A 24284-nucleotide genomic window follows, 5' to 3' on the forward strand; every position below is an offset into this window, starting at 1 on the left:
ATGGAGCCAATTATCAAATCAGTAGATCAACTTTATTGCGATAGCTTGACGAGTTATTCAAGGAGAAAAACTATTCCGGTGAAAATCGGGGATGTCATCGTAGGTGGAGATAATCCTATCGTAGTTCAATCAATGACTACCGTGGACACTATGGATACAGAAGGCTCCATAGAGCAAAGTATCCGCATGATCGAAGCAGGCTGTGAACTGGTACGTATCACAGCTCCAAGCATTAAAGAGGCAGAAAACCTTCGGCATATTAAGGATGGGCTTCGCAAAAGAGGCTATAATACTCCATTGGTAGCTGATATTCACTTTACTCCCAATGCGGCAGAAGTAGCAGCAAGGATCGTGGAAAAAGTGCGTGTGAATCCTGGGAATTATGCAGACAAGAAGAAGTTTGAAGTTTTAGAATATACTGATATTACCTATCAGGATGAGTTGGACCGTATTCGTGAGCGCTTTTTGCCTTTGGTGAAAATCTGTAAGGAACATGGTACTGCGATGAGAATAGGAACCAATCACGGTTCTCTTTCTGATCGTATCATGAGTAGATATGGAGATACTCCGCTAGGAATGGTGGAGTCAGCATTGGAGTTCTTGAGGATTTGTGAGGATGAGAATTACTTCGATATCGTCATCTCTATGAAGTCATCCAACACACAAGTGATGGTTCAGGCTTATAGATTGCTGGTTGAGAAATTGGATCAAGGTGGTTTCAAGCCATATCCTTTGCACCTCGGAGTTACAGAAGCTGGGGAAGCAGAAGACGGCAGAATCAAATCTGCTGTAGGGATCGGGACTTTGTTGGAAGACGGGTTGGGTGATACGGTTCGTGTTTCCTTGACCGAAGATCCAGAGTTTGAAGCGCCAGTTGCCAAAGCATTGATTGATCGCTATGCGCACCGAGCGGGACATGCTGAGATCAAGCCGATTCAAGACTATCCAGTCAATCCTTATGAGCATTTCAAGCGACATAGCGAAGAGATTTATAATTTTGGTGGACATAATGTCCCAAGAGTAATTACTGATATTTCCAAGATCGAGAAGATCAGCGAAAAGGAAATGAAGACTGTAGGTCATTTCTATTTACCGGAATTGGATAAGTGGAAAATGAACGATCAGGGATGCGATTTTGTGTATTCAGGTTCTAATCTTATACCATTTATGCTTCCTAATGGCATGAAGGAAATTCAGGATGCTACGATCTGGACTTCTGGTACAGATCAGCAAAACAAGTTTCCGCTTTTCGATTTGCAAAGTTTTGCTGCAGCTAAGAAATATCATACACAATTGAATTTTCTTGAAATATTTGATACGCAGATAGTCGAAGCTATTGCACTTATTTCAGATAGAAAAGACACGGTTCTGATCTTGAAAACTGAAAACAAACATACTATGCCTGCTGTGAGGAGAGCATTTGTGAGTTTGTTGGAAGCTAAGTCAGAGATTCCTGTTGTTGTGAAAGTAAGTTATCCAGATCAGTCTCAGGATGAAACCATGCTTTATGCAGCTACGGATGTTGGTGGATTGCTGATTGATGGATTGGGAGATGGGATCTTTATGTCTTTAGAAAAAGAAGAGGAGCATTCCCGTGAGGAGATTCTCGAACAAATTAAGCTTCATAATTCTGTTGGCTTTGGTGTGCTTCAAGCCGCCAGAACACGAATGTCCAAGACAGAATATATTTCTTGCCCATCTTGTGGTCGTACCTTATTTGATTTACAAGAAACTACAGCGATGATCCGTAAGCGAACTGATCACCTGAAAGGAGTGAAGATCGGAATTATGGGCTGTATCGTGAATGGCCCAGGAGAAATGGCAGATGCAGATTACGGATACGTAGGTTCCGGGAAAGGGAAAATTACCCTGTACAAAGGCAAGGAAGTGATGAAGCGTTCTGTTCCTTCCGAAAAAGCGGTGGACAAATTGATAGAAATAATCAAGGAAGACGGCATGTGGAACGAACCTGAGATTATCTAACTTTAATAGAACCCTTCGAGGTTTTTACATCCTCGAAGGGTTTTGATTAGATATTAAATCCTTATAGGTGCCAGGCTGAGTAAGAAAATTTAGTATTAACAAAAGAGAGCTGACTTTGTCCGCCTGAGCACTTGAGATATAAAGTAATTGTCCTCGACTTCGCTACCAATGACAGATTGATTTGAGGACATCAAAAGCTGGTCAGTTCGAGCGAAGTCGAGAACCTTTCGACTTCGCTCAAGGTGACCATGGTTATGGTTCCAAACCAAATTACTGTCATTTTATTTTTGTATGTTCAAAGAATATTTAATACTCGGACTGACACGGTATCCGGTGAAAAACATAAATCTAAATTGGTAGTGAAGTCGACTGGTGTCACCTCAAAGATTAAAGTAAACTAAAGGCCATTCTTTCTATTAACAAAAAAACCTAACCATGTCTGATTCAGAAAACAAAAAAATCAAAGGACTTTTCAATATGGGTGACTTTGGTAATTACTTCGTCAGGGTTTTTCAAAAGCCTGATCCCAACCAAAAGTCAAATTACAACCTGCGTATGATGCACGGTATCAATAAGATTTCCATCGTCGTATTTCTACTGGCTATCATTTTTTGGATTGTTAAGCGGTTTATTTGATTGACTTATGCTGTAAGTTTTTTTCAGAACCAGCCATCCCCTTGATCATAAGTCAAAAAGTTATTAACGTATTCTTTACCTCTTATGTAGATTGTAAAACTGGGGTGTTCAGCATCCAAGCCTTCACTAGGTTTCACAGTGATTAGCGTATCCGTAGCACTGACGATCTCTAGGTATTCATTTGCATCGGTAATTTTGACCTTGATGAAAGCATCTTTCATGAAGTCTCCCTTTATAACCCAATTCTCATCTAAAGGGAATTCAGGAATGGTGTCGTAAACATTATAAAATATTGGTTCCGTAAAATTGAATCTTTTATGTTTCGTAATTAGACCATCTTTGGTCATGTAGGCTATCCTTATTATTATGCCATCATCATTGTAGGGAGGTATATTTCCTAGGTCTTGCTCAAGATTGAAATTAATAGAATCAGGAATAGTAAATTTGAAATAGTTGTCTTCGATTTGGACGATTTCAGCAGATGTCCCATTGATTTCTGCATAATATTGAGATTTAGAAAGATCCGTAGAATTGAACTTAACCCTCACACTATCTCCAAAATAAACATATTTAGGAGATGTTATTTCCATGCTTGTCTCTATTGATGATCCAGTATAAAAGAACTCTATCACTGGTGAATAATAATGGCCGGTTTTAGATTTGATATACGCCCGGGCAGAGTACATGGAAGGTTCCTCAAGATTTGCCGTCATCGTAAAATTATCTTTTATATCTCCCGTTATTGAGACTTTTATAGCTTTATATGGGATAAATGCCGGGTCTTGATCCTGAGCAATCAAAAAACCATATTCTATAATTTTTGAATTTCCTCCTCGAAGTATTTTGGCAGATAATTCAGTAGTGCCACCTACTTGTATAATTTCATTGATTTCAGAATATATTGGTGTACTTGGAGACCATTCTTGTTTTTCGTTACAATAGCTAGCTCCAATCAAAATCAGAGTTGTCAAGAAATATTGAGTTAGTTTTTTTTCAGTAGTTTTCATAACAGTATGATTTAAATAGAATATTTGCCTAAAGGCTAGCTGAAACAATTTCTTAAACTATAGTTCTTTTCTACCTGAAGTATCTATTTGGATTTTGTAATAGCAAGATCTTTTGTCTAAATCAAAGATTTGATTTTTAAAACAATATAGAAGTTGTCTTTTTTTTAATCCGAAAATTATTTTAGCCAACCAAATAGCTGTGCGTACTGCCATTCAGTAGAAATTGGTTTTATTATAATTGATTTACAAACAAGATTGTCCCCATTTTATTTATGGGAACAATCTGGAAATCCATGCATAGTTGCAAATGAAGCTGTTTCTAATTTCTTATTTAGATTTTTTCTTTTTGGGTAGTAAACCATTTTCAAATACGAAGTCACCAACTTTATACCCTGATGCCTCTCCAATATCAACTGCTTTTCTAAAATGATACCCTATATAAATTCTTGAAAGTGAATTTTCTCTGATAGCAGATGGGATATCTGGAAATGATCTGGTTCCTGGCCAATAGCCACTATCAATGGTAATTGGTATCTTTTTGTTTTTGAGGTATCTAATTAAAATTTGACCTGCTGCAGCTCCTGTCATTGCATGCGCCGATGGATATTCTCCAATTGGAGGTGTGGCAAGTGTTGATTCCCAAGCTGGATTTCCTACTGTGTTTAAATTGTCGTCAAAGTCACCTTGTCGAATGGCCGAAACTGGTCTCCAATAATTAAAGTGAATTTTAGATTCAAAAACAGCAATATAGGCATCGGCAATTCCGATATGGACTAATGCTAATAGTCTGGCAGTTTCCCAATTGTCAAGTAATTTTTCTGGTACTCTTGACATTACATCTCTCGCTATCCCATTCCATCCTCTAGAAGTATTTTCGGCCCAAAAAATCCCAAATGCCTTTTGCTCAGCACTTCTGAGAGTGCTATTTTTTTCACCATAATCTTTTACTTCATTATAATCTGCTAGGTATTCGGGACTATTAGTTGGGTAGGGTGGTTCCTGACGGAATTGATCTGAGCTATTGATTACCCAAGTGGATTGTAAATGAAATCCGGCTAAAGCGTAATTCAATGGAGGAATATATTGGTATATACCTGACGCGGTTCCAGAGGACGGAGTGCCGGGATATCCAGCTAATTGGATAAATTGAGCATCAAGAGCTCTTTTGTCTTTGATAGCTTGTGCGACATTCTTCCCAAGCTCAATTCCTTTTTCTTTGGCCTCGCCGTCAGGGATACTGCCTAAACTAGCCTGTAATAAGCTGTCAAATGAATCTGAATAAATAGGTTTTAAAGTGCCTCCAATTTCTTGAAAAAGATCGTAAACAACTTGAGCAACAGCGGCGTCAGGGTTAGCATTAGGATCAGTCTCAAAATATGCATAGGTTTCAAATCTAGGATCTATAGCATTTAAGGCGTCATGCATTCCTGCGTGATACATAGCAAATAATCTTGCGATAAGTGGAGGAGAAAAGCCGCTTCCAGCACCTTGAAAAGTGTATGCTTTTTGAATTTGATAATTCCATTTCAATACCATTTCCGGGCTTGAATGTGGTTTTACTGGTATTGCATGATCTTTTCGCTCACAACTTAGTAGAAAGCCTAAAAGAAAAAATGGCATTATTACAATTAAACTTTTGAGCTTCAATTTCTGAAGATCAACATCTGACTTACTTTTAAAATTTTTCATTTTTTTATGGTTAAGGTTAAAGAAAAGTTTGCAATCAAAAGTCTTCATCAACTGCTACTTAAAGGTTGAGACTTATAATTGCTTTTTAGTGGTAAAAAACCGACATCTTACATTCAGAGTTACCAATCCCATTGTAAACAATGGGTTTTGTACCTCAGTTAACTAATTAATTTGTTGAATAAATTCCTCTAAATATGGAATTACCTTAATCCTAGCACACGATCTGGCGCATTCTGGTCAGCTCGAACGAGCTGGTTGGGGGTTACTTCTGAAAAATCTTTGTAGTCTCGAACTAAATGCTGATAATCTTCATACCCACAGTCAAGAGCTATCTGTAACCAAGAGTATTCCGGATGTCTAGCTCGCATAATGTAGGTGGAGGTAAATCGACTTATTCGTTGCATCATTTTCGGACTCACTCCGAGGTAGTCTTTCGAAAGTCGTTCAAATTGTCTAATCGAAAGACATGCATCACTTGCTAACTTATCTATACTTACACTATTATATCCCTGATAAAGCAAAGGGATTACTTTGTCAAATGGGCGTTCAGTTACTTTTGACTTTTTATTAAACAATGCCAATAAAAATGAATCAACTAAGCTGATCATTTCCTGATAGCTTTTTGCCTCTGCCAGCTGATCAGTGATTATGCTAGATTCAATGGGATAAATATTTTCTAGTTCTACAAATTTGTTGATCAATTCGTGAAAAGGTATTCCTGTTAACTGATGTAGAGCACCAGGATGAAAGGCAACTTGAATAATTAGAAATTCTTGAGAAACTAAGCGATCTATACGTTGCGTAAGTTGACCTGAAATTGTCGGGGAGCTTCTCTTGCAAGTAATTTTGTCATGAAGAAACGTGGTGGTTTCAAAACCTCTGGGATAAAAGAACATATACTGTTCCGGCCTTGGTGGAAATGTTTTGACTGGAATCGGGTCCCTTGGATTAAATTTAAAATGCCTTAAATGGTAAGTCTTGACGAATTGCCTAAGAGGAGGAGTGGGGCTAAAGTTTTGAAAAATCATAACAAGAAAAAATAAATTTAAGCGTCTGATTCACAAGGTGTAAAGTCTTATTGTATGGAATTTATAATATAATTTTCAATTTCACCAATGCGTAATAGAATTTTTTCAGGTAGCCTAACTGTCATAAATTGGCAAGTCCGGGAATGGTGAAATCTTGCCCCAAATCAGGGTGGAAATAAGTGAATGCTAAATGATCAAATGAGGAATGTAGTAGATTGTTTTAAGAAGGAGACAGTATTGCTTTATTTATAAAGCAATTAGTGCTAAAAAATGCTTTTTCAATAGATTAATTAAAGGTGAAAAATGCTTTTTCAATAAAACAAAATACAGGTTGCGTGTACTGACGTCTCATAGCCACTGGCCTCTGACCGAAGCGTAAACGTACTTATTCTAATCGAATTCTGCACCCTCTGCGAAAACTCTGTGATCACCACAGTTAAAAATCATAAAAAAGGGGTTCGAATCATCTTCGAACCCCAATTCTATAATTGTAGCAAACTTTTATCGCCTATCCAATACTCCGCTTCCACTTTGCTGTGGGCCGAGGAATTGTTCCATTCTTAGCTTAAGCTCTTGGGCTTTTTCTTGGTATCCTCTTTCTTCCAGTAGCGGAATGAAATACTTAATCATCTCCACCGAGATCATCATTTCCCGATCATATTCCCTGTTTTCACTGGTATAGAATTCGATCATGTCTAGAGACTTCTTAGAGACTTTGTCGATGATATCTAGCGCTTTCTCATCTTCTCCTACTTCGAAGAAGAGTGGAACTGACTGGCCACTGGACAGATCATAAGGAATCGCTTCGTTTGGCATTATTTCCAAGCCATAGTTAAGTAGCGTAGCAGCTTTTTCCATATCGCCTTTGTCTAGCAAAGCAATAACAATGCTGTTGAGTGCGGATCGGTGATTGGAAGCAAATCTTCTGTATTCCTCATCTAAGTAGGCATCCGGATCGTTCATACCACGGAATGCAAACTTGGTCATGTAATTCTCGTAAGCCAGATCCGAATTTACCAATTCATCACGGATATATTCAGGCTTCTGCACCGGCAATAAGCGGTAGGTCAAGCCTTCCATCACGACATGGTCTTGGATATTTAGACCAATTGAGGCCAGAGAAGTATTGTTGAAGTATATCGGACGCTCCCAGTTATTAGAAGCGATCAGATCTAGCAGCATCAAGGTTCCTTTAGTGACATAGTTTCCTTTGACTTGCAGGTTCATTTGAGGAGCAAATAGAGGAGTGAATTCGGTAGGAATAATATCCTTATTTGCTACAGATGCACTGTCAACCTCCAGGATTAGATTTCTAGAAGGAACCATATTGGCGACAGATTTTCCGCCAGTTTCCATCTTCAGAAGGTCAGATCCTGAATTGAGCAATTTCAAGTATTCTTTGACAGAGATCGCATTCAAGCCTTCTCTTTCCATCACATAAAGGACGTCATTAGTGCCTTTTTGGTAACGGTTAGCATCCAAGCTGAATGGCAATGCTTCAGATTCATTGACTGGCCTGGTCATTTGCTCCACATACCAATCCGTATCGAAGTAACTCAATACAATCACTCTGACGTCGGTACGGAATCCTTCGACTTCCTGTACATACCAAAGTGGGAAAGTATCATTATCGCCACCGGTGAATAGGATGGCGTTTGGAGCACAGGAGGCTAGGAAGTTTCTCGCAGAATCTACTGAGAAATACCTTCCTTTTCTGTTGTGGTCATTCCAGTTTTGGCTAGCCATCATTCCAGCTACAGGCATAGTAAGAAGCGTAGCTATAATCCCTGCAGTAGCAAGGTTCTTTGTCGCACGGCCTATCATATGTGCGATTGCCATTACGCCTATTCCGATCCAAATAGCAAAGGCATAGAAACTACCTACATAGATGTAATCACGTTCTCGCGGCTCAACCGGAGGGGAATTGAGGTAGAGGACTAGTACTACACCCATCATCAGGAATAGCATTAAGTTCACATAGAAAGACTTCGGGTCAACCTTAGCCTGAAAGAATAAACCTATGATTCCCAGCAAGAGAGGAAGCATTAGATAATTATTATGGCCTTTGTTCTCCGTAATGTAATCAGGGTAATCTTTGAAAGCATCTGTAATTCCTACCCATGGAGCATCGCTGAAATCAGATTCTTTGCCAGAGAAATTCCACATGAAATAACGCCAGTACATTTTGCCCAACTGATGCGAGAACATAAAGTAAATATTGTCTCCGAAAGTAGGATCCTGACCTTCTCTCAGGCCTAGCTTCTGCCGGTAAAGCCTCTTGTGACTTTCCTGCGTAGAATATATCCTTGGGAGAATAGTTGTCTTAGTCGGATCGTAAGTGTTTTCCAAAGAATAGTCTACGATCTCGTATTTATCCTTGCCCTTCATATAGACTGGAGCACCCTCTTCTTGAGAGACTAATTGTGCAGTGAAATATTGCCCATGAAGCAAAGGTCTGTAACCGTATTGCTCACGCTTCAAGTATGACACATAGCTTATAATGTCTTTTGGCGCATTCTCATTGATAATCGGATCCTGGTTTGCACGCACTACAATCAGTGCATAACTCGTATAGCCGATTAGAATAAAAATGAAGGATAAAAGCGCTGTGTTGAGAATGGCATTTCCCTTTTTGCGAGAATACTTATAAGCATAAAATACCCCTGCGAAAAACAACAGCATAAATACTACGATGCCTGATCCAAAAGGAAGGCCAATGCTATTCACGAAGAAAATCTCCATGGAACCAGCCAAACTTGGCAGTCCAGGAATAATCAAATTGTTGATAATAATCAGCGCAACGCCACCGAGGAACATTGCGAAAATACCTCCTTTGAAAGTAGGGTTTTCGTACTTTTTGAAATAGTAGATCAGTGCCAAAGCTGGCAAAGTCACCAAGTTCAGCAAGTGAACACCAATGGAAAGTCCTACCAAATAAGCGATGAAAATCATCCACTTATTTTCTTCACGAGGATCTTTGATCACATCCCACTTCAAGAATGCCCAAATCACAATAGCAGTAAAGAAGGAAGACATGGCATAAACTTCCGACTCTACAGCAGAATACCAGAAACTATCTGAGAAGGTATAAACCAGTGCTCCAACGATCCCAGCCCCCATCAAAGTGATGGTTTCGCCCTTGCTTTCCTGGCCTTCCTTTACTTTGAAAAGTCTTTTTCCAAATAGCGTAATGGACCAGAATAGGAATAAAATCGAGAAACCAGAGAATAGTGCACTACCGATATTCATCCAATATGCCACCTGTAGGGGATCCCCGAAAGCGAAAAAACTGAACATGCGATACACCAAAAGAAAGAATGGAGCTCCCGGAGGGTGAGGTACTTGTAGCTTGTATGCTACGGCTATAAACTCTCCTGGATCCCAGAAACTAGCCGTTTGTTCGACCGTAAGAACGTAAACCAGAGTAGCTACCGCAAAAACGACCCAACCGGTCAGATTATTGATTTGCTTGTAATTGAGCATTTAATAAGTAGAATTTGACTGGCGAAAATAAAAAAAATAAATACCAAATAGGGTGATTTTAGGTATTTTAAAACTTTTGCTGAGTTCGTGTTCATTCCTATGTGATAATAATTACCGAGTTGAACTGAATTTGCCTATACTTTTGTTCTGACAAAAAAATCGGAAATCATGCCTACAAAAACCAAAACATTCCAAGAACTAATAGACGGAGACCAAGCAGTATTGGTGGATTTCTTTGCCACTTGGTGCGGTCCATGTAAAATGATGCAACCCATTCTGGAGGATACTGCCAAGCAACTGGGAGATAAAGTGCGGATTTTGAAAGTAGATGTGGACAAAAACCAATTAGCAGCTAGTAAATTCCAAGTTCGTGGTGTGCCAACTTTGATTCTTTTCCAAAAAGGAAAAATTCTCTGGAGAGAGTCTGGGGTGGTGCCAGCTCATCAGTTGGTGAAAACGCTTAATGCTTCAATTGAATAAACGGCATAATCCTTCTGTGACAAAAGTCATTCAGGGCTAAAACTCAAATTCGTACTTTTGGGGTAAGATTAAAAGGAAAATAGATAACAGAGATATGAAAATCGAACAGATATATACAGGATGCTTAGCGCAAGGAGCTTATTACATTGAGTCGGACGGAGAAGCAGCGGTAATCGATCCGCTAAGAGAAGTTCAGCCATACATCGAAAAGGCTGAGCGCAGAAATGCTAAAATCAAATACGTGTTTGAAACGCATTTCCATGCAGACTTTGTCTCTGGGCATATTGATTTGGCAAAGAAAACTGGTGCTGAAATAGTCTATGGGCCTACGGATATGAAGTTAGGTTTTGACGCGCATATCGGGCAAGACGGTGAAGAATTCCAGATCGGCAAAGCCAAAATCAAATTGATACATACTCCTGGTCACACCATGGAGAGTTCTTGCTATTTGCTTTTCAACGAAGAAGGAAAAGAAGAAGCGATCTTCACCGGTGATACCTTGTTTATAGGAGATGTGGGAAGACCGGATTTGGCACAGAAAGTAGTTGCTGATTTGACTCAGGAGATTCTTGCAGGCCACTTGTATGATTCCCTTCGTAATAAAATAATGCCTCTTGCGGATGACTTGATCGTCTATCCAGCGCATGGAGCAGGATCTGCCTGCGGCAAAAATATGAGTAAGGAGACTTCCGATTCTTTGGGTAACCAGAAGAAAACGAACTATGCATTGCAAGAGATGAGTAAGGAAGAATTCACTAAGCAGCTGATCACTGGCTTGACTCCACCACCGGCTTATTTCCCTCAAAACGTCATGATGAATATCGAGGGATATGACAGCATTGATGCGGTGCTGGAAAGAGGAGTGAAACCATTAAGTCCAAAAGAATTTGAAGCTGCAGCGAATGAGACAGGTGCATTGATCTTGGATACAAGAGCTCCGCAGGTTTTTGCCAAAGGCTTTGTGCCAAATTCAATCAATATAGGAATCGACGGAAGCTTTGCCGTATGGGTAGGAGCGATGATCCCAGATTTGAAGCAGCAAATTTTGGTGGTAGCAGAAGAGGGAAGAGAGGAAGAAGTAGTTACTAGGTTAGCAAGAGTGGGCTATGACTATGCTATTGGCTATTTGAAAGGTGGTTTTGCGTCTTGGGCGAAATCAGGTGAACAGATAGATCAAATCAAGTCCATTGGTGCAGATGAGCTTTCCGACATTCAAAAATCAAATCCTGATATTTCCATTTTGGATGTGAGGAAAGAAAGTGAATTTCAATCTGAGCATGTGCTCAATGCAGAAAACACTCCCCTTGATTACATCAATGAAAGCATGACGAAGATAGACAAGGATAAAACCTATTACGTGCATTGTGCAGGTGGCTACCGATCTATGGTTTTCAATTCTATCCTGAGAGCTAGAGGCTTTGATAATTTGATCGATGTTAAAGGTGGTTTCAAGGACATTAAGGAATCAGGAGATTTTAAGATTTCAGAATTTGTTTGTCCAACTACTTTATTATAAGTAGTAAGTATCAAAACATAAGACCTTAGATTCAAGACATTAGAATCTAGAATAGTGGTAAAGCCCTGGTCTGTGTCTTTCCTCCGTGGTCTGTGTCCCCACATACCACTTGTTTTATAATTACCCAAACACAAAATATATGAATCAATTAATAGACTGGGTTTCCCAGCCCTGGCCTTGGTATGTGGCTGGCCCTATGATCGGCCTTACCGTGCCATCCCTTCTCATTTTGGGAAATAAGAGCTTTGGGATTTCATCTTCCCTTCGCCATGTCTGTGCGATGTGTATTCCTGCCAAAATCCCTTTCTTTCAATACAACTGGAGGAAGGAAATGTGGAATCTGGTATTTGTGCTAGGAGTGTTGGTAGGAGGATTTGTCGCCACTTCATTGTTGTCAAATCCGGATGAAATTGTCATTGCTACAAAAACACAAGCTGATTTAGCTGCTTTGGGTATTACTGATTTCTCTGGCCTAATGCCATCGGATATTTTCTCTTGGGAAAACCTATTTACCGCAAAAGGATTTGTATTCTTTGTTTTAGGAGGATTTCTGGTTGGTTTTGGTACTAGATACGCAGGCGGATGTACCTCAGGCCATGCGATTATGGGGATCAGTTCTCTGCAATGGCCATCCTTAGTCGCTACTATTTTCTTTATGCTTGGTGGATTTCTGATGACGCAGGTGTTTTTAGCTCCTTTAATGAAATTGGTAGGGTTTTAATCGTAAGAAAATGAAAGAAGTAGAAAGCAATATATCGGAGGCGGTTTGTGATGCGCCAAATTCTCAAGAGTCAGGAGAAAGAGGCATGGCCTTAGTAAAGTATTTGATTCTGGGTATTTTGTTCGGAATCGTGTTTGTGAAAGCTGAGATAATCTCTTGGTTTAGAATTCAGGAAATGTTCCGTTTGGATTCATTTCACATGTATGGAGTGATCGGTTCGGCGATCGTAACTGGGATCATTTCCATTCAGTTGATCAAGCGGATGAAAATCAAATCTGTTGCCGGTGAGGAAATCATAATCCCTACCAAGAAATTCACTAAGGGTAATGTGATCGGAGGATTTATCTTCGGATTAGGCTGGGCGATTACAGGAGCCTGTCCAGGGCCTTTATTTGCGCAGATTGGATCTGGGTTTACCGTGGTGATCGTAACGCTACTTTCGGCCATTGCTGGGACCTGGGTGTATGGCAAGTTTTCGGATAAACTTCCGAGTTAAAGCGCAAAAAGTTGATTTTTAAAGCCACTTTCTAAACAGGGAGTGGCTTTTTTAGTCAAATATTTTTTTAATTATAAAGCGCACGATAAATATGGCGGTAACGATTACGGCTCCTGCTATGACCAGTTCCATGACTATTTTGGTAAATTTTGTTCCACTAAGGTAACTAGTTTTCAGAGGCAATGTTCTTGATCCCGCATGATTTTGGGTGAATGTTCCCTACTTTTGTGTGCCTCTTAAACCACCTATTTAAATGAATACACTTTCCAAAAGACGAGTTGCCCTAGGGGCTTTTTTCTTTTTCGTCGGGCTTTGCTTTGCCTCATGGGCAGCTAGGATTCCAGATATCCAAGCCAAGTTTGATCTGTCTGAAGGTCAATTGGGAACCTTGTTATTGTTCTTGCCTTTGGGCTCTGTCATAGGCTTGCCTATTGCAGGTTGGGCGGTGCACCAGTTTGGCAGCCGTACGGTAGTTATGTTCGGAGCCTTTGCTTATGCCATGACTTTGCCTTTGATAGGTCTGGCCCCTACTACCTGGTTTTTGATCCCCGTATTGATTCTTTATGGGATGCTCGGGAATGTGATGAATATCTCGCTGAATACACAGGCGTTGGGATTGGAAGATGAGATGGGAAAAAGTATTCTGGCTTCATTTCATGGTTTGTGGAGTTTGGCAGGGTTCTCTGGCGCTGGCCTAGGGGCATTGTTGATATTTTTTGGATTTTCTCCAGCCCAACATTACTTCGTGGTAATGGCTATTTCAATAGTAATTATTCTTTCTGCTCAGAGGTATATTATCAAAGACAAGAAAGTCTCTGAAGGGGGAGGCGGACTAGTGATGAAAAAACCTGATGCGCTCTTATTAAGGATAAGTCTGATTGCATTTCTAGGCATGATGGCTGAAGGATGTATGTTTGATTGGTCTGGGGTTTATTTCAAGAAAGTGATACAATCAGATCCATCCTTGATAGCTCTGGGCTACGTTGCTTTTATGGGAGCCATGGCTTCGGGCAGATTTATTACGGATAAAGTAGCTGCTAGATACACCAAAGTGGAAGTGATCCAGGTGAGTGGAGTTTTGATTTTCATAGGCTTGAGTATTGCTGTAATATTCCCAACAGTAGCGGCTGCTACACTTGGATTTTTACTGGTGGGGCTAGGCGTAGCCTCGATTATTCCACTTTCTTATAGTATTGCCGGCAGATCTAAGTTGTATTCTCCGAGTGTCGCTTTGGCCTTGGTTTCTACTATTTCCTTTTTTGGATTTTTGCTTGGACCTCCTTTGATCGGATTTATCGCAGAATTATTTAATTTAAAAGTCTCTTTTGCGCTAATTGCTGTGAGTGGCCTGGGAATTACTGTACTTTCAAGTATCAGGAAGGCAGTTTTCCTTATTCCAGTCAAAGCTTCACCTAACCGAGTTAAATGAGTTCTACTGCTTCATTTCAGTATCACAAAGATTTTGAAGTTCGCTCCTATCAGGTCGATCCTGATGGGAAGTTGAGCTTGACAGCCTTGTCCAATTTGTTTCAGGAAATAGCCTGGAGACATGCTGATTCTGCTGATTTCGGGAGAAATTTGCAAGAGCAAAATTTGTCATGGATTTTGGCAAGAATAGATATTAGCTGTGAGAATTTGCCTTCTTGGGGAGATTCGATCAAAGTCTATACTGCTGGGAGAGGAGTAGATAAGGTTTTTGCTTTTCGTGAGTTTTTGGTTACCAATCCTGAGGGAGAAGTCCTTGCCAGAGCAATGAGTTCTTGGGTGCTAATGAATGTGCAGAGCAAAAGAATATTTAGGCCAGAAAATGCACTGCCTCCTGAGCTTTTTGACCCACAAGAAAAGCCAGATTGGCAACCCAAAAAGATTCGATTGAAAGGGGAATTGCTAAAAAGCGAGAAATTGAAAGTTAGGTATTCGGATCTTGATCTGAATAATCATGTAAATAATACCAGCTATGTACGCTGGGTGGAAAATATCCTTCGGGAAAATGACTGCCATACACTTCCGTTTTTGATTAATTACCTAGCAGAATGCGGTATGGGAGATGAGTTGACTATTCATTTGTACCAGCAAGAGGCACATTTTATTGTAGAAGGACTAGTGGCAGACAAGCAGGTTTTTATGGCGGAAGCCAAATAAAATTACCGTCGTAATCATCCTTTCATAAATTTTTCAAACAGTCAAGGTGACCTTCGTCACATCTTTCGTGGAGGATTACGCTCATTTTTGTAGCTTGATCTTGCAATTATGAATCAGAGACCAAAACCATTAGTAGAGCTTTTGCCACTTGTCACAGGACTGCTTTTGGCGATCTGTGTCTTGGTGGGCATAGTTGGACTCACCTTGTATCTTGATTTTTCGGGAGAAAGACCACAACATGAACCGCTGGCTGAGCTGCCTGCCAAGCCAGATATGCCAATATCTAAAGCCTTGATGGACCCAGCGGGAATGTGGCAGGCTCCAGATTGGGCTAGCGTGGAGAAAGAGCCAAATGCGGATGAGATTAAATATGGGCGTGAGCTGATAGCTAATACCTCCGAATACCTAGGTCCCAACGGAAAAGTTAAAAAGATTTCGAATGGTTTGAATTGTCAGAATTGCCACTTGCAAGCTGGTACTGTGCCTCTAGGGAATAATTATTCTGCGGCCAAAAGCACCTATCCTAAGGTACGTGGAAGATCAGGGAATTCAGAAGATATTCGATTGAGGATCAATGGTTGCTTTCAGCGGAGTTTGAATGGCGAGGTCTTGGCAAATGATAGCAAGGAAATGATCGCCATGGTGGCTTATATGAATTGGCTTGGCCAAGACGTGGCTCAAGGAGAAAAGCCAAAAGGAGCAGGGCTCTATGAGCTGCCTTTGCTCGACAGAGCTGCTGATTATATTAAGGGAAAAACGATTTATGAAAGGCAATGTGTAACATGCCATATGGTCGATGGCCAGGGAGTCATGAAAGCTGATAGCACTGGTTATACCTATCCGCCGCTTTGGGGCGAGCATAGCTATAATCAAGGAGCTGGACTGTTTCGCATGTCCAGATTTGCGGGCTATGTGCGAGCTAATATGCCCTTTGGTGCGACATATGAAAACCCAATACTTACTGATGAAGAAGCTTGGGATGTGGCGGCCTACGTGAATAGTCTAGATCGCCCAGCCCGTGACTTCCCTAATGACTGGCCAGATATTTCCAAGAAGCCCATGGATCATCCCTTTGGTCCGTATTCAGATGAGTTCTCGGAGGAGCAACACAAGTTCGGTCCTTATCAGCCTATTAAAGCAGCCGCCAAGAAATGAGGAAATACTTTGTAGGACTTCTCATTTTTATCCCATTTCTATCTTTTGCGCAGCAGGCTGAGAAAAAACTTCAAGTAGCGCCAGATGTTCATTTCAGGATGTTTTGGATGAGTACGAGCTATCCAGATGATTTCAAAGACGATTTTGCTTTGGGGAGCAGCTTGAGTCTTGGGACGAAAATCAGCTATGCTAAAAATCTTCAGCTTCAGTTGGGATATCGCATTTTTGGAAATCTGTGGAGCAGCGATTTGACAGCACCAGACCCCGAGAGTGGAGGTGAAAATAGGTATGAAGTCGGATTGTTTGATTTGTTGAATCAAGAAGATCGTTTTTTTGGCAAGTTGGAAAACCTATCGCTTAGCTATTCGAAAAGCAATTGGGGGCTGTCCATTGGGCGCATGGGGATCGAAACTGATTGGATCAATGCACAAGATGGCAGGCTTTCGCCGACAGGAATCGAAGGAGGGAATATTTGGTTTTCTACCAAGGATAAATGGAAATTCTCAGCTTGGGGAATAGGTGGGATGAGTGTGCGTGGAACTAGTAAATGGCTTTCTGTAGGAGAGAGTATTGGGGTTTTTCCTGTGGGGAGGAACCCTGACGGAGAAGCCTCGCAATATGCCGGAAATACCGCTAGTGACTGGATAGGAATTGCAGAACTGGAGAAAGATTGGGAAGACCTGAGTTTATATGTATCGAATACTTTGGTTCAGAATATTTCCAATACTCTTTGGGTAAAAGGCGAGAAAAAATGGAGGAATGAGGAGTCGGGGATCAGCTGGCTTTGGGGTGTACAGGCAGGTTTTCAGTCTGGACTGGGAGATGGTGGGAATCAGAATCCCATCTTTCAATTTAAAAATCCTGAAGATAGAAACTGGGCTCTTTCCACTCGCATAGGCTTTAGGAAATCAGCATGGAATCTTAACTTGAATTACACTACTACTGGCGGTAAGGGTATTTGGCTCAGTCCTAGAGAGTGGGGGAAGGACGCTTGGTACACCTTTATCCCTAGAGAGCGAAATGAAGGTTATAGCTCTTTGAATGCATTGACAGCTTTTGCAGAATACACCATTCCACATACCAATTTCAGGGCTTTTGCTCATATGGGATTCCATTGGCTTCCTCCGCTGAATGCTCCTTCGGAAAATAAATACAATATGCCTTCCTATAGACAAATTAATGTAGGAGTGAAGTATTTACCGAAAGCAGTCCCTTCTTTGGATTTTCAACTGCTCATTATGAACAAAGAAGCGCTGGGAAATCCATTCTTAAGTCCAGGGCAGATTTACAATAAGATAGAAATGATTCATGTAAATGGGATTGTCAATTGGAGGTGGAGATAAATATTTCTTCAGTTTCTTATTTTAAAATGAATTCTCAGATGTGCGGGCAACTCCTTCAATATGAGCTTATCAGCGTATTATGATGAATTAATAGTAAGGATTCTGGCAATTGGAGAGATTAAAATGGGTTGGAGTTGTAGCTTATTAGGATATGCGAAATCTTCTCCTCACCTTTGTCGTCATAAAGGCGCTGTCCGCGGACAACCTTTTTACTTGAAATAAAGTATGCGTTGAACATCAACCTGCTTAAGTAGCAAATTCAAGAGTTTCCCCTCGCAAAGGTTTTAATTCTTCATCTTTCTACTTTTTTAATTCACAAGATATGGTCAAGTCCATTCTTGGAATTAAAACCTGCAGAGAAAATCCCACGGGAAACATTAGTATTTATAATTTAATCAAAGTGCCATTAAGACAGTAAGGTTCTCAGAATCAGAATTATCTGAATTCTCCCAAACATTAAGAAAGCGTGTTTACGGACATTTCAAGTCCACAAACAAATCGAAGTACGGAAACGTAGGGATGGTTATTAAAACCATCATCTTGGTATCCCTGTATATCGTTCCTATCTCTCTGGTGATCACGGGGGTTGCATCAACGACTTTACAGTTATTCGGCTGTTACCTATTATCAGCTTTTGGAATGGCTGGCGTAGGAATGGGAGTGATGCATGATGCTATTCATGGCTCTTATTCCAAAAGCAAAAAAGTAAACACGTGGATCGGCTACACCCTTGATATGGTGGGAGCAAGTTCTATGGTTTGGCACATGCAACACAATGTGCTTCACCATAGTTATACCAATATTCACGAGCATGATGATGATATCAATGCCCCGTTCTTTTTGAGATTCTCTCCGAATGCCGAGAAAAACGGTCTACATAAGTATCAGCATCTCTACGCTTGGGTGTTTTATTCTCTTTCTACCCTTTCTTGGGTGACTGCGAAAGACTTTATCAGATTCACGAGATATTATAACAAAGGCCTTGTAAAAGGCGGGGAGAAAGCATACAAAAAAGGAATCGTTAAATTGATTTTCCTTAAGCTTGCTTACTTCTCTATCGTACTAGGATTACCGATTATTTTCTCGCCGTTTTCTGCAGGAATGATCATTCTAGCGTTTATTATGATGCATTTTGTGACTGGCTTTATCATCACAATGGTATTCCAGATCGCACATATCGTTGAGGTAGTTGATTTTCCTAAAGCTGACACCACTGGTGTAGTAGAAGGCGAGCGGATACTTCACCAATTGGCTACTACTTGCAATTTTGCTCCCAATTCAAAAGTTCTCTTTTGGTTTGTTGGAGGCTTAAATTATCAAGTTGAGCATCATTTATTTCCTGATATTTGCCATGTGCATTATAAGGATATAGCACCTATTGTAAAGGCCACAGCGGAGGAATTCAATGTGCCTTATTATTCAAAACCACATTTTTTAATGGCTGTGTTGGACCATTTCAAAATGCTCTATGTTCTCGGTAACGAACCTGAGATGGAGCCAGTCAAAGCCTAATTTTAATATGAGTACTAATAGAAATTCAAATACAAGACCGCCTGCTAATCAAAGACGAAACTCTCGTCCTACAGGAAGGCCAGGTCAAAATAAGAAAAAGGTATCCAAGTTAGATCCTAACCTGTTGATCAAAAAGGCTCAGCCTAGTGGTCAGGAAGGATTTCGCTCTGAAACACCTTTCTCAAGCGTTAATCTGAATGCTTCTTTGTTGAGAAATATAGAAGCCAAGGGTTATGAAAGCATGACCAATATCCAGGAGCAGGCTATACCTGCACTGATGGAGAGAAGAGATATACTTGGAATATCAAATACAGGTTCGGGTAAAACTGGCGCTTTTTTGATACCAATTATTGAACATGCTAAGCTAGATCCTCAGAATTTCACTGCTTTGATCGTCACACCGACTCGTGAGTTGGCGTTACAGATCGAGGAGGAATTCAAAAGTCTAAGCAAAGGGATGAACTTGTATTCTAACACCTTTATCGGTGGCACGAATATCAATTCTGACTTTAAGGCCCTCAGTAGAAAGCTCCATGTAATAGTGGGTACGCCGGGTAGATTATTGGATCTTGTAAATCGCAAATTATTGCATCTCAACAGAGTAAATACGCTCGTGTTGGATGAATTTGATAGAATGTTGGATATGGGTTTTGTACATGATGTAAAAAAACTCGTAAATTTGATGACGAAGAGAAATCAAACGATGCTTTTCTCTGCGACATTGGAACCAAGTCAAAAAGCGCTCATTGACGGATTGTTAAATAATCCGGTAGTGATCAAAGTAAATACTGGAGGAACTACCAGTGAGAACGTAGATCAAGAAGTTATTCACGTGCCGGAAGGCAAGAATAAATTTGATATACTTGCTGATTTATTCAGAGGCCATGATTTAGAGAAGGTGATTATTTTCACTGAAACCAAAAGACTCGCAGATAAGTTAAGCAAGCAATTAAATCAGTCTGGTATCAAGTCTGGGTTGATTCATGGAAATAAATCGCAAAACTTCCGAAATAGAACGATAGATGAGTTCAAAAGCGGACTGACACGAGTGCTGGTAGCGACAGATGTAGCCGCCAGAGGTATAGACGTAGCTGATGTGACCCATGTGATCAATTACCAGCTTCCCATGTCTATGGATAGTTATATCCACAGAATAGGCCGGACAGGTCGGGCCGGAAAAACCGGTAGGGCCATAACATTTGCCAACTAAAATCGCCGAAATGTCAAAAAACCAAAACACATTCATTAAAAAGCAAAAAGCAGAACTTAAAAAGAGAAAAAAGAGAGAAAAGCAAGAAAAGATGGCTGCTCGTAAGGATCAGCCGAAAAGTGGAGATCTGGATGATATGATTGCGTACGTGGATGAGTTTGGTAACATCTCAGACACTCCGCCAGAACCAGAACCACCGAAAAAAGAAAATGCTCCTAGGCCGCAAAATGCTCCTAGACCGCAGAATACACAACAAAAATTTAATAGAAACACCAAATTTAAAAACGAGTAATCATGAATGAAGGAACAGTAAAATTCTTTAACACAACCAAAGGTTTTGGTTTTATTACACCAGCAGACAACAGTGAAGATGTATTTGTACACCACTCAGGTCTAGTACACGAAATCCGTGAGAACGATCACGTTACTTATGACGTAGTTCAAGGTAAAAAAGGCGTTAACGCTGTGAACGTGAAAGTAGCTAAGTAATTCCAATCGGGTTTTGCCCAATTAAGAAATACAAAGTTTGATGCCTGCAGATCTATGATTTGCAGGCATTTTTGTGTTTAAGCGAGTTTGGCGACTATTCCTGCCACAGTACCTCGTTGGTCAATTCTTTGCCTGCTTCTAGCTCGTCTAGGTTTTCTAAAGTAGTCGAAGCGATATGAGCCAATGCTTCATTGGTCAAAAAGGCTTGATGTCCTGTGATCAGGACATTAGGGAATCCCATCAATCTGGAAATTTGCTCATCCTGAAGGATTTCTTCTGATCTGTTCTGAAAGAATAGATCCTCCTCTTGCTCATACACATCTATTCCTAGGTTTCCCACTTTTCGATTTTTTAATGCCTTGATTACTGCTTTGGTTTCGATCAGTGCTCCTCGGCTCGTATTGATTACTGTCACTCCATCTTTCATTTGGGCTAAACTATCCTTATTGACTAAATGAAAAGTGTCAGATGTTAAGGGGCAATGGAGGGAGATAATGTCACTTTCGGCTAACAGCTCATTTAAAGGTAGATAAGTAACGCCTAGGTCCTTCAGTTCATCGCTTTCGTAGATGTCATAAGCAAGGACTTTGCAGCCCATTCCATTCATGATTTTGCAGAAAGCTCTACCAATAGCTCCAGTGCCTATTACTCCTGCAGTTTTCCCATGGATGTTGAACCCAGTAAGGCCATCAATAGAATAATTGTTTTCTCGTACACGATTGTAGGCTTTGTGAGTTTTGCGACTCAGGGACATCAATAGCGCTAGTGCATGCTCAGCCACTGCCTCTGGGCTATAAGCAGGGACTCGACAGATTTTGAATCCTAATTCAGCTGCTTTTTTCAAATCTACCTGGTTATAGCCCGCACATCTTAAAGCTATATTTTTCACATTCATCTCAGAGAGCTTATTTAGGATTTTTTCCTCTAAGTGATCATTGACAAATGAGCAGACTGCATCAAAGCCCTTTGCAAGAGCTACGGTGTTGATGTCTAGTTTCGGTTCGAAATAGGTGAGCTCGTGGTTGAAATCCGGTAAATGATGGTTAAAACTTTCTTTATCGTAGGACTTGGTGCTGAAAAAAGCAACTCTCATGTTTAATTAATTTGTAGTTGGTAGATGGAAAAGCGTGTAACCTCCTCCTCAATCTCCGAATTTTCGCGCTCTTGTACTAGGAATTTATTGTCTGGAAGGGAAAGTACCAAGCTCCCATCTATACCTGAAAGTTCAGTTGAGGCTTGTTTTCCCTCTTTGAAGATTAGTATGCGCTGCTCTGACTCATCAAATCGCCCAACATAAGGATCCTCTTCCGAATTTCTACTGTCATACTCCGCTTGGGTTATTCCAGTAAAATATTGCAGTACATAGGTATAGTTTCCAAGATTAAAAAGCTTTTGATTTCTAGCGCCAAGCCTACTTAATGTTAGCGCATTTTCATCTGAGAAGGGGGTTCCAATGGGTACCGGCGAATACCTAATAAATTCAGAATGTGATATCGGAATGGATCTGCTAAGAGAGAGATCTGATAGGTTATAAACTAGTATTTCACTTTCCAAATCCTGAACCAGAACCAATTCATTGCTTTCATGGTCGATAAAAAATGATTTTCCCATTAACTCAAGATATATGTTTTCTGTAGAATTGTAGATGGAATTCTCCTCATAAGGAATTACTGTTTTTACCGCAGAAGTTTGCATGTTCAATTGGTAGAAATTCTGTAGCGTATCTTTTCCTTCCTGATTGTGAATCAGGTGTCCAGCAGTGAGGTAGTTGCTTGGACCTACCAAAAGAAATGTTGTATCCTGTTTTTGGTAGTAAGGTGGTCTCCCTAGCGGAGTGTTGGCACGAATAGGAAGGGGAGACATGATTCTGTGAGATTGTTCTATTTCGTAATTCTTGTTGTAGCTGATTACTTGAAAAGGTAACTCTACTATCCTTTGCCCATTTGGTCCAAAGCCTAAACCAATGGGGTTCCAGGTTCCGTAATGATCAGGGCCATCACCTTTTCTATGAGCTCTGTTTAGGATTGCTCCATCTTCTGATATTTCTAAAATATCATCTTCATTTAAGGAATAGCCTAGGTAGATATTTTCCTCTGAGCTATAGTCAAGTATATTTATGCGTGTGAAATTGTCTACTTGGAAGGAATCTACCTTGACCAAGTCATAGGTCTCTCCTTGTTGAGCTGATGAATCAGAATTCTTAGTAGAACAGCTGCTTGCAATGGAGAGGATGATGAAGCAAAAGATGGCGGAATAATGGATTGGGTTTTTCATTTATATTAATTTCGTAGACCTACTAAAGTTTCGTTAAATATAATTTTAATATTTAGAAAAGCCTATGATCTGCCAGATATTTGCTGTTGGGCTTTACAATATGCCTGAGCTTTAGAATTATTTGTTTAATCTCCCTAGATTGGCATAAAATCTATAACCTATGAAAAAACTCATTTACTTCTTACCGCTGATTTTGGCAATCGCATGTTCTGAGAATTCAGAACATCACGAAGAAAGCGAATTGAACGAAGAAAAACATCAAGAAACTATGGCTGCAAAACCTGATTCAGTACTCCGACACAACGTATTTTTTAGCTTCAAAGAGACATCCTCTCCAGAAGATATTCAAACTGTGGTGGATGCCTTCAGAAATCTTCAAAATGAAATTGACGGGATTGAAGCATTCGAATATGGCGTGAATTCAAGCCCTGAGGGATTAAATCAGGGGTTGACTCATGCTTTTGTATTGACGTTCTACTCAGATGCTGCGCGTGATGCTTACTTGCCTCATCCTGCTCATGCTGCATTTGGAGCTATTTTAGGTCCCCACTTAGACAAAGTGACTGTAGTCGATTACTGGACGCGTCCTTAATTATTGATCAAAGGGCAGGGCTGATCCGTCAGTTTTGCCCGCATTTTTTACTGTAAGAACCTCGGTTACCACGAAGTTGCTGGTACCTCTCCAAGGAAGCATTCCATTATACTCCTTGTAACGAAGCTCTACAAACTTGCCAGAAGCTCTTTCTAGCTCTTCTGCTAAGGCGTCATCCACTACGCTAAAGCGAAACTCGTTACTCTGTAGTCCGCCAGCTGTAGGGCTCTGAAATCCCTCTTGAACGACACGTCCTTCGTAGGTTTTGAATACCACTCCTTTTTTCACAAAGTAATTCAAGCTTCCAGCCTTTACACCTTCGCCAAACACGAAATAGAATTTGTACCAAAATATCCCGGCTAAAACTCCAATTAAAATAATACCTGCAATCCAAGCGAATTTTTTCATAACGAGATCAAGTTTGACTTAAAGATAGAAAGCGGGATGATTTTTACTTGAAAAAATTTTCAAAAAAATCTATTATATCGCTGTTTTCATTAAAAAAGGCTACCCGAAAGTAGCCTCTTC

22 protein-coding genes are annotated in these 24284 nt (G+C 40.4%); 15 read left to right on the forward strand and 7 right to left on the reverse strand.

The window, feature by feature from the left end:
• Positions 1-1983, forward strand: a complete 1983-nt coding sequence (ispG, locus tag LV85_RS16795) for a (E)-4-hydroxy-3-methylbut-2-enyl-diphosphate synthase (RefSeq protein WP_111321556.1) — start codon at positions 1-3, stop codon at positions 1981-1983.
• Between the two features lie 435 nt (positions 1984-2418).
• Positions 2419-2619 carry a DUF6728 family protein gene (locus LV85_RS16800; protein WP_111321559.1) on the forward strand — a complete coding sequence of 67 codons (201 nt, stop codon included), beginning with the start codon at positions 2419-2421 and terminating at the stop codon, positions 2617-2619.
• Between the two features lie 23 nt (positions 2620-2642).
• Here LV85_RS16800 and LV85_RS16805 read toward each other — a convergent pair whose 3' ends face one another.
• The 4 genes from LV85_RS16805 to LV85_RS16820 form a co-directional block, all read right to left on the reverse strand.
• Positions 2643-3626, reverse strand: coding sequence for a hypothetical protein (locus LV85_RS16805; RefSeq protein WP_111321561.1), 984 nt, complete (start codon positions 3624-3626; stop codon positions 2643-2645).
• Between the two features lie 327 nt (positions 3627-3953).
• Entirely contained in the window at positions 3954-5315 is a 1362-nt protein-coding gene (locus LV85_RS16810; RefSeq protein ID WP_158531197.1) for a vanadium-dependent haloperoxidase, read from the reverse strand.
• Between the two features lie 200 nt (positions 5316-5515).
• On the reverse strand, positions 5516-6343 hold the full coding sequence (locus LV85_RS16815; RefSeq protein ID WP_111321565.1) for an AraC family transcriptional regulator: 828 nt from the start codon (positions 6341-6343) through the stop codon (positions 5516-5518).
• A 501-nt stretch (positions 6344-6844) separates the two neighbouring features.
• Positions 6845-9826, reverse strand: a complete 2982-nt coding sequence (locus LV85_RS16820) for a glycosyltransferase family 117 protein (protein WP_111321567.1) — start codon at positions 9824-9826, stop codon at positions 6845-6847.
• A 168-nt stretch (positions 9827-9994) separates the two neighbouring features.
• Between LV85_RS16820 and trxA the strand changes: the two genes are divergently transcribed.
• The 12 genes from trxA to LV85_RS16880 all read left to right on the forward strand — a co-directional run bounded on the left by trxA (position 9995) and on the right by LV85_RS16880 (position 20890).
• Positions 9995-10306, forward strand: a complete 312-nt coding sequence (gene trxA / locus LV85_RS16825) for a thioredoxin (protein ID WP_111321569.1) — start codon at positions 9995-9997, stop codon at positions 10304-10306.
• Between the two features lie 94 nt (positions 10307-10400).
• Positions 10401-11822, forward strand: a complete 1422-nt coding sequence (locus LV85_RS16830) for an MBL fold metallo-hydrolase (protein WP_111321571.1) — start codon at positions 10401-10403, stop codon at positions 11820-11822.
• Positions 11823-11961: 139 nt separating this feature from the next.
• A complete protein-coding gene (locus LV85_RS16835) occupies positions 11962-12543 on the forward strand; it encodes a YeeE/YedE family protein (RefSeq protein ID WP_111321573.1) in 582 nt (193 codons plus the stop codon).
• A 10-nt stretch (positions 12544-12553) separates the two neighbouring features.
• Positions 12554-13039 carry a DUF6691 family protein gene (locus tag LV85_RS16840; protein WP_111321575.1) on the forward strand — a complete coding sequence of 162 codons (486 nt, stop codon included), beginning with the start codon at positions 12554-12556 and terminating at the stop codon, positions 13037-13039.
• Positions 13040-13292: 253 nt separating this feature from the next.
• Positions 13293-14468 carry an MFS transporter gene (locus LV85_RS16845; protein ID WP_111321577.1) on the forward strand — a complete coding sequence of 392 codons (1176 nt, stop codon included), beginning with the start codon at positions 13293-13295 and terminating at the stop codon, positions 14466-14468.
• Positions 14465-15181 (forward strand): acyl-[acyl-carrier-protein] thioesterase, encoded by a 717-nt coding sequence (locus LV85_RS16850; protein ID WP_111321579.1) that lies wholly within the window; start codon positions 14465-14467, stop codon positions 15179-15181. Before LV85_RS16845 ends, LV85_RS16850 begins: the two co-directional genes overlap by 4 nt.
• 108 nt (positions 15182-15289) lie before the next feature.
• Positions 15290-16336, forward strand: a complete 1047-nt coding sequence (locus tag LV85_RS16855) for a c-type cytochrome (RefSeq protein ID WP_111321581.1) — start codon at positions 15290-15292, stop codon at positions 16334-16336.
• Positions 16333-17679, forward strand: a complete 1347-nt coding sequence (locus LV85_RS16860; protein ID WP_111321583.1) for a hypothetical protein — start codon at positions 16333-16335, stop codon at positions 17677-17679. The genes LV85_RS16855 and LV85_RS16860 overlap by 4 nt, the downstream gene beginning before the upstream one ends.
• Positions 17680-18198: 519 nt before the next feature.
• Positions 18199-19191 carry a fatty acid desaturase family protein gene (locus tag LV85_RS16865; RefSeq protein ID WP_111321585.1) on the forward strand — a complete coding sequence of 331 codons (993 nt, stop codon included), beginning with the start codon at positions 18199-18201 and terminating at the stop codon, positions 19189-19191.
• Positions 19192-19198: 7 nt separating this feature from the next.
• Positions 19199-20401, forward strand: a complete 1203-nt coding sequence (locus LV85_RS16870; RefSeq protein ID WP_111321587.1) for a DEAD/DEAH box helicase — start codon at positions 19199-19201, stop codon at positions 20399-20401.
• A gap of 10 nt (positions 20402-20411) precedes the next feature.
• Positions 20412-20693 (forward strand): cold-shock protein, encoded by a 282-nt coding sequence (locus tag LV85_RS16875; RefSeq protein ID WP_111321589.1) that lies wholly within the window; start codon positions 20412-20414, stop codon positions 20691-20693.
• Between the two features lie 2 nt (positions 20694-20695).
• Complete coding sequence (locus tag LV85_RS16880; RefSeq protein WP_086501652.1) at positions 20696-20890, forward strand: cold-shock protein; 195 nt, start codon at positions 20696-20698, stop codon at positions 20888-20890.
• 94 nt (positions 20891-20984) lie between these two features.
• Here LV85_RS16880 and LV85_RS16885 read toward each other — a convergent pair whose 3' ends face one another.
• Both LV85_RS16885 and LV85_RS16890 read right to left on the reverse strand, forming a co-directional pair.
• Positions 20985-21983 (reverse strand): 2-hydroxyacid dehydrogenase, encoded by a 999-nt coding sequence (locus LV85_RS16885; protein ID WP_111321591.1) that lies wholly within the window; start codon positions 21981-21983, stop codon positions 20985-20987.
• Between the two features lie 2 nt (positions 21984-21985).
• The gene (locus tag LV85_RS16890; protein ID WP_111321593.1) at positions 21986-23164 is read right to left on the reverse strand and encodes a hypothetical protein; all 1179 of its coding nucleotides are present in this window, start codon (positions 23162-23164) and stop codon (positions 21986-21988) included.
• Between the two features lie 160 nt (positions 23165-23324).
• Between LV85_RS16890 and LV85_RS16895 the strand changes: the two genes are divergently transcribed.
• Positions 23325-23756 (forward strand): Dabb family protein, encoded by a 432-nt coding sequence (locus LV85_RS16895; RefSeq protein ID WP_111321595.1) that lies wholly within the window; start codon positions 23325-23327, stop codon positions 23754-23756.
• Here LV85_RS16895 and LV85_RS16900 read toward each other — a convergent pair whose 3' ends face one another.
• Positions 23757-24164, reverse strand: coding sequence for a hypothetical protein (locus LV85_RS16900; RefSeq protein WP_111321597.1), 408 nt, complete (start codon positions 24162-24164; stop codon positions 23757-23759).
• Positions 24165-24284: the final 120 nt, after the last annotated feature.

Source organism: Algoriphagus chordae (assembly GCF_003254055.1).
In the GTDB taxonomy this organism is placed as follows: domain Bacteria; phylum Bacteroidota; class Bacteroidia; order Cytophagales; family Cyclobacteriaceae; genus Algoriphagus; species Algoriphagus chordae.

Coding starts and splice junctions, on each gene's coding strand:
- LV85_RS16830 (WP_111321571.1), top strand. CDS start 10,401: ATGAAAATCGAACAGATATATACAGGATGCTTAGCGCAAGGAGCTTAT.
- LV85_RS16865 (WP_111321585.1), top strand. CDS start 18,199: ATGGTTATTAAAACCATCATCTTGGTATCCCTGTATATCGTTCCTATC.
- LV85_RS16815 (WP_111321565.1), bottom strand. CDS start 6,343: ATGATTTTTCAAAACTTTAGCCCCACTCCTCCTCTTAGGCAATTCGTC.
- trxA (WP_111321569.1), top strand. CDS start 9,995: ATGCCTACAAAAACCAAAACATTCCAAGAACTAATAGACGGAGACCAA.
- LV85_RS16840 (WP_111321575.1), top strand. CDS start 12,554: ATGAAAGAAGTAGAAAGCAATATATCGGAGGCGGTTTGTGATGCGCCA.
- LV85_RS16895 (WP_111321595.1), top strand. CDS start 23,325: ATGAAAAAACTCATTTACTTCTTACCGCTGATTTTGGCAATCGCATGT.
- LV85_RS16900 (WP_111321597.1), bottom strand. CDS start 24,164: ATGAAAAAATTCGCTTGGATTGCAGGTATTATTTTAATTGGAGTTTTA.
- LV85_RS16870 (WP_111321587.1), top strand. CDS start 19,199: ATGAGTACTAATAGAAATTCAAATACAAGACCGCCTGCTAATCAAAGA.
- LV85_RS16860 (WP_111321583.1), top strand. CDS start 16,333: ATGAGGAAATACTTTGTAGGACTTCTCATTTTTATCCCATTTCTATCT.
- LV85_RS16810 (WP_158531197.1), bottom strand. CDS start 5,315: ATGAAAAATTTTAAAAGTAAGTCAGATGTTGATCTTCAGAAATTGAAG.
- ispG (WP_111321556.1), top strand. CDS start 1: ATGGAGCCAATTATCAAATCAGTAGATCAACTTTATTGCGATAGCTTG.
- LV85_RS16800 (WP_111321559.1), top strand. CDS start 2,419: ATGTCTGATTCAGAAAACAAAAAAATCAAAGGACTTTTCAATATGGGT.
- LV85_RS16835 (WP_111321573.1), top strand. CDS start 11,962: ATGAATCAATTAATAGACTGGGTTTCCCAGCCCTGGCCTTGGTATGTG.
- LV85_RS16890 (WP_111321593.1), bottom strand. CDS start 23,164: ATGAAAAACCCAATCCATTATTCCGCCATCTTTTGCTTCATCATCCTC.
- LV85_RS16845 (WP_111321577.1), top strand. CDS start 13,293: ATGAATACACTTTCCAAAAGACGAGTTGCCCTAGGGGCTTTTTTCTTT.
- LV85_RS16855 (WP_111321581.1), top strand. CDS start 15,290: ATGAATCAGAGACCAAAACCATTAGTAGAGCTTTTGCCACTTGTCACA.
- LV85_RS16820 (WP_111321567.1), bottom strand. CDS start 9,826: ATGCTCAATTACAAGCAAATCAATAATCTGACCGGTTGGGTCGTTTTT.
- LV85_RS16885 (WP_111321591.1), bottom strand. CDS start 21,983: ATGAGAGTTGCTTTTTTCAGCACCAAGTCCTACGATAAAGAAAGTTTT.
- LV85_RS16805 (WP_111321561.1), bottom strand. CDS start 3,626: ATGAAAACTACTGAAAAAAAACTAACTCAATATTTCTTGACAACTCTG.
- LV85_RS16875 (WP_111321589.1), top strand. CDS start 20,412: ATGTCAAAAAACCAAAACACATTCATTAAAAAGCAAAAAGCAGAACTT.
- LV85_RS16850 (WP_111321579.1), top strand. CDS start 14,465: ATGAGTTCTACTGCTTCATTTCAGTATCACAAAGATTTTGAAGTTCGC.
- LV85_RS16880 (WP_086501652.1), top strand. CDS start 20,696: ATGAATGAAGGAACAGTAAAATTCTTTAACACAACCAAAGGTTTTGGT.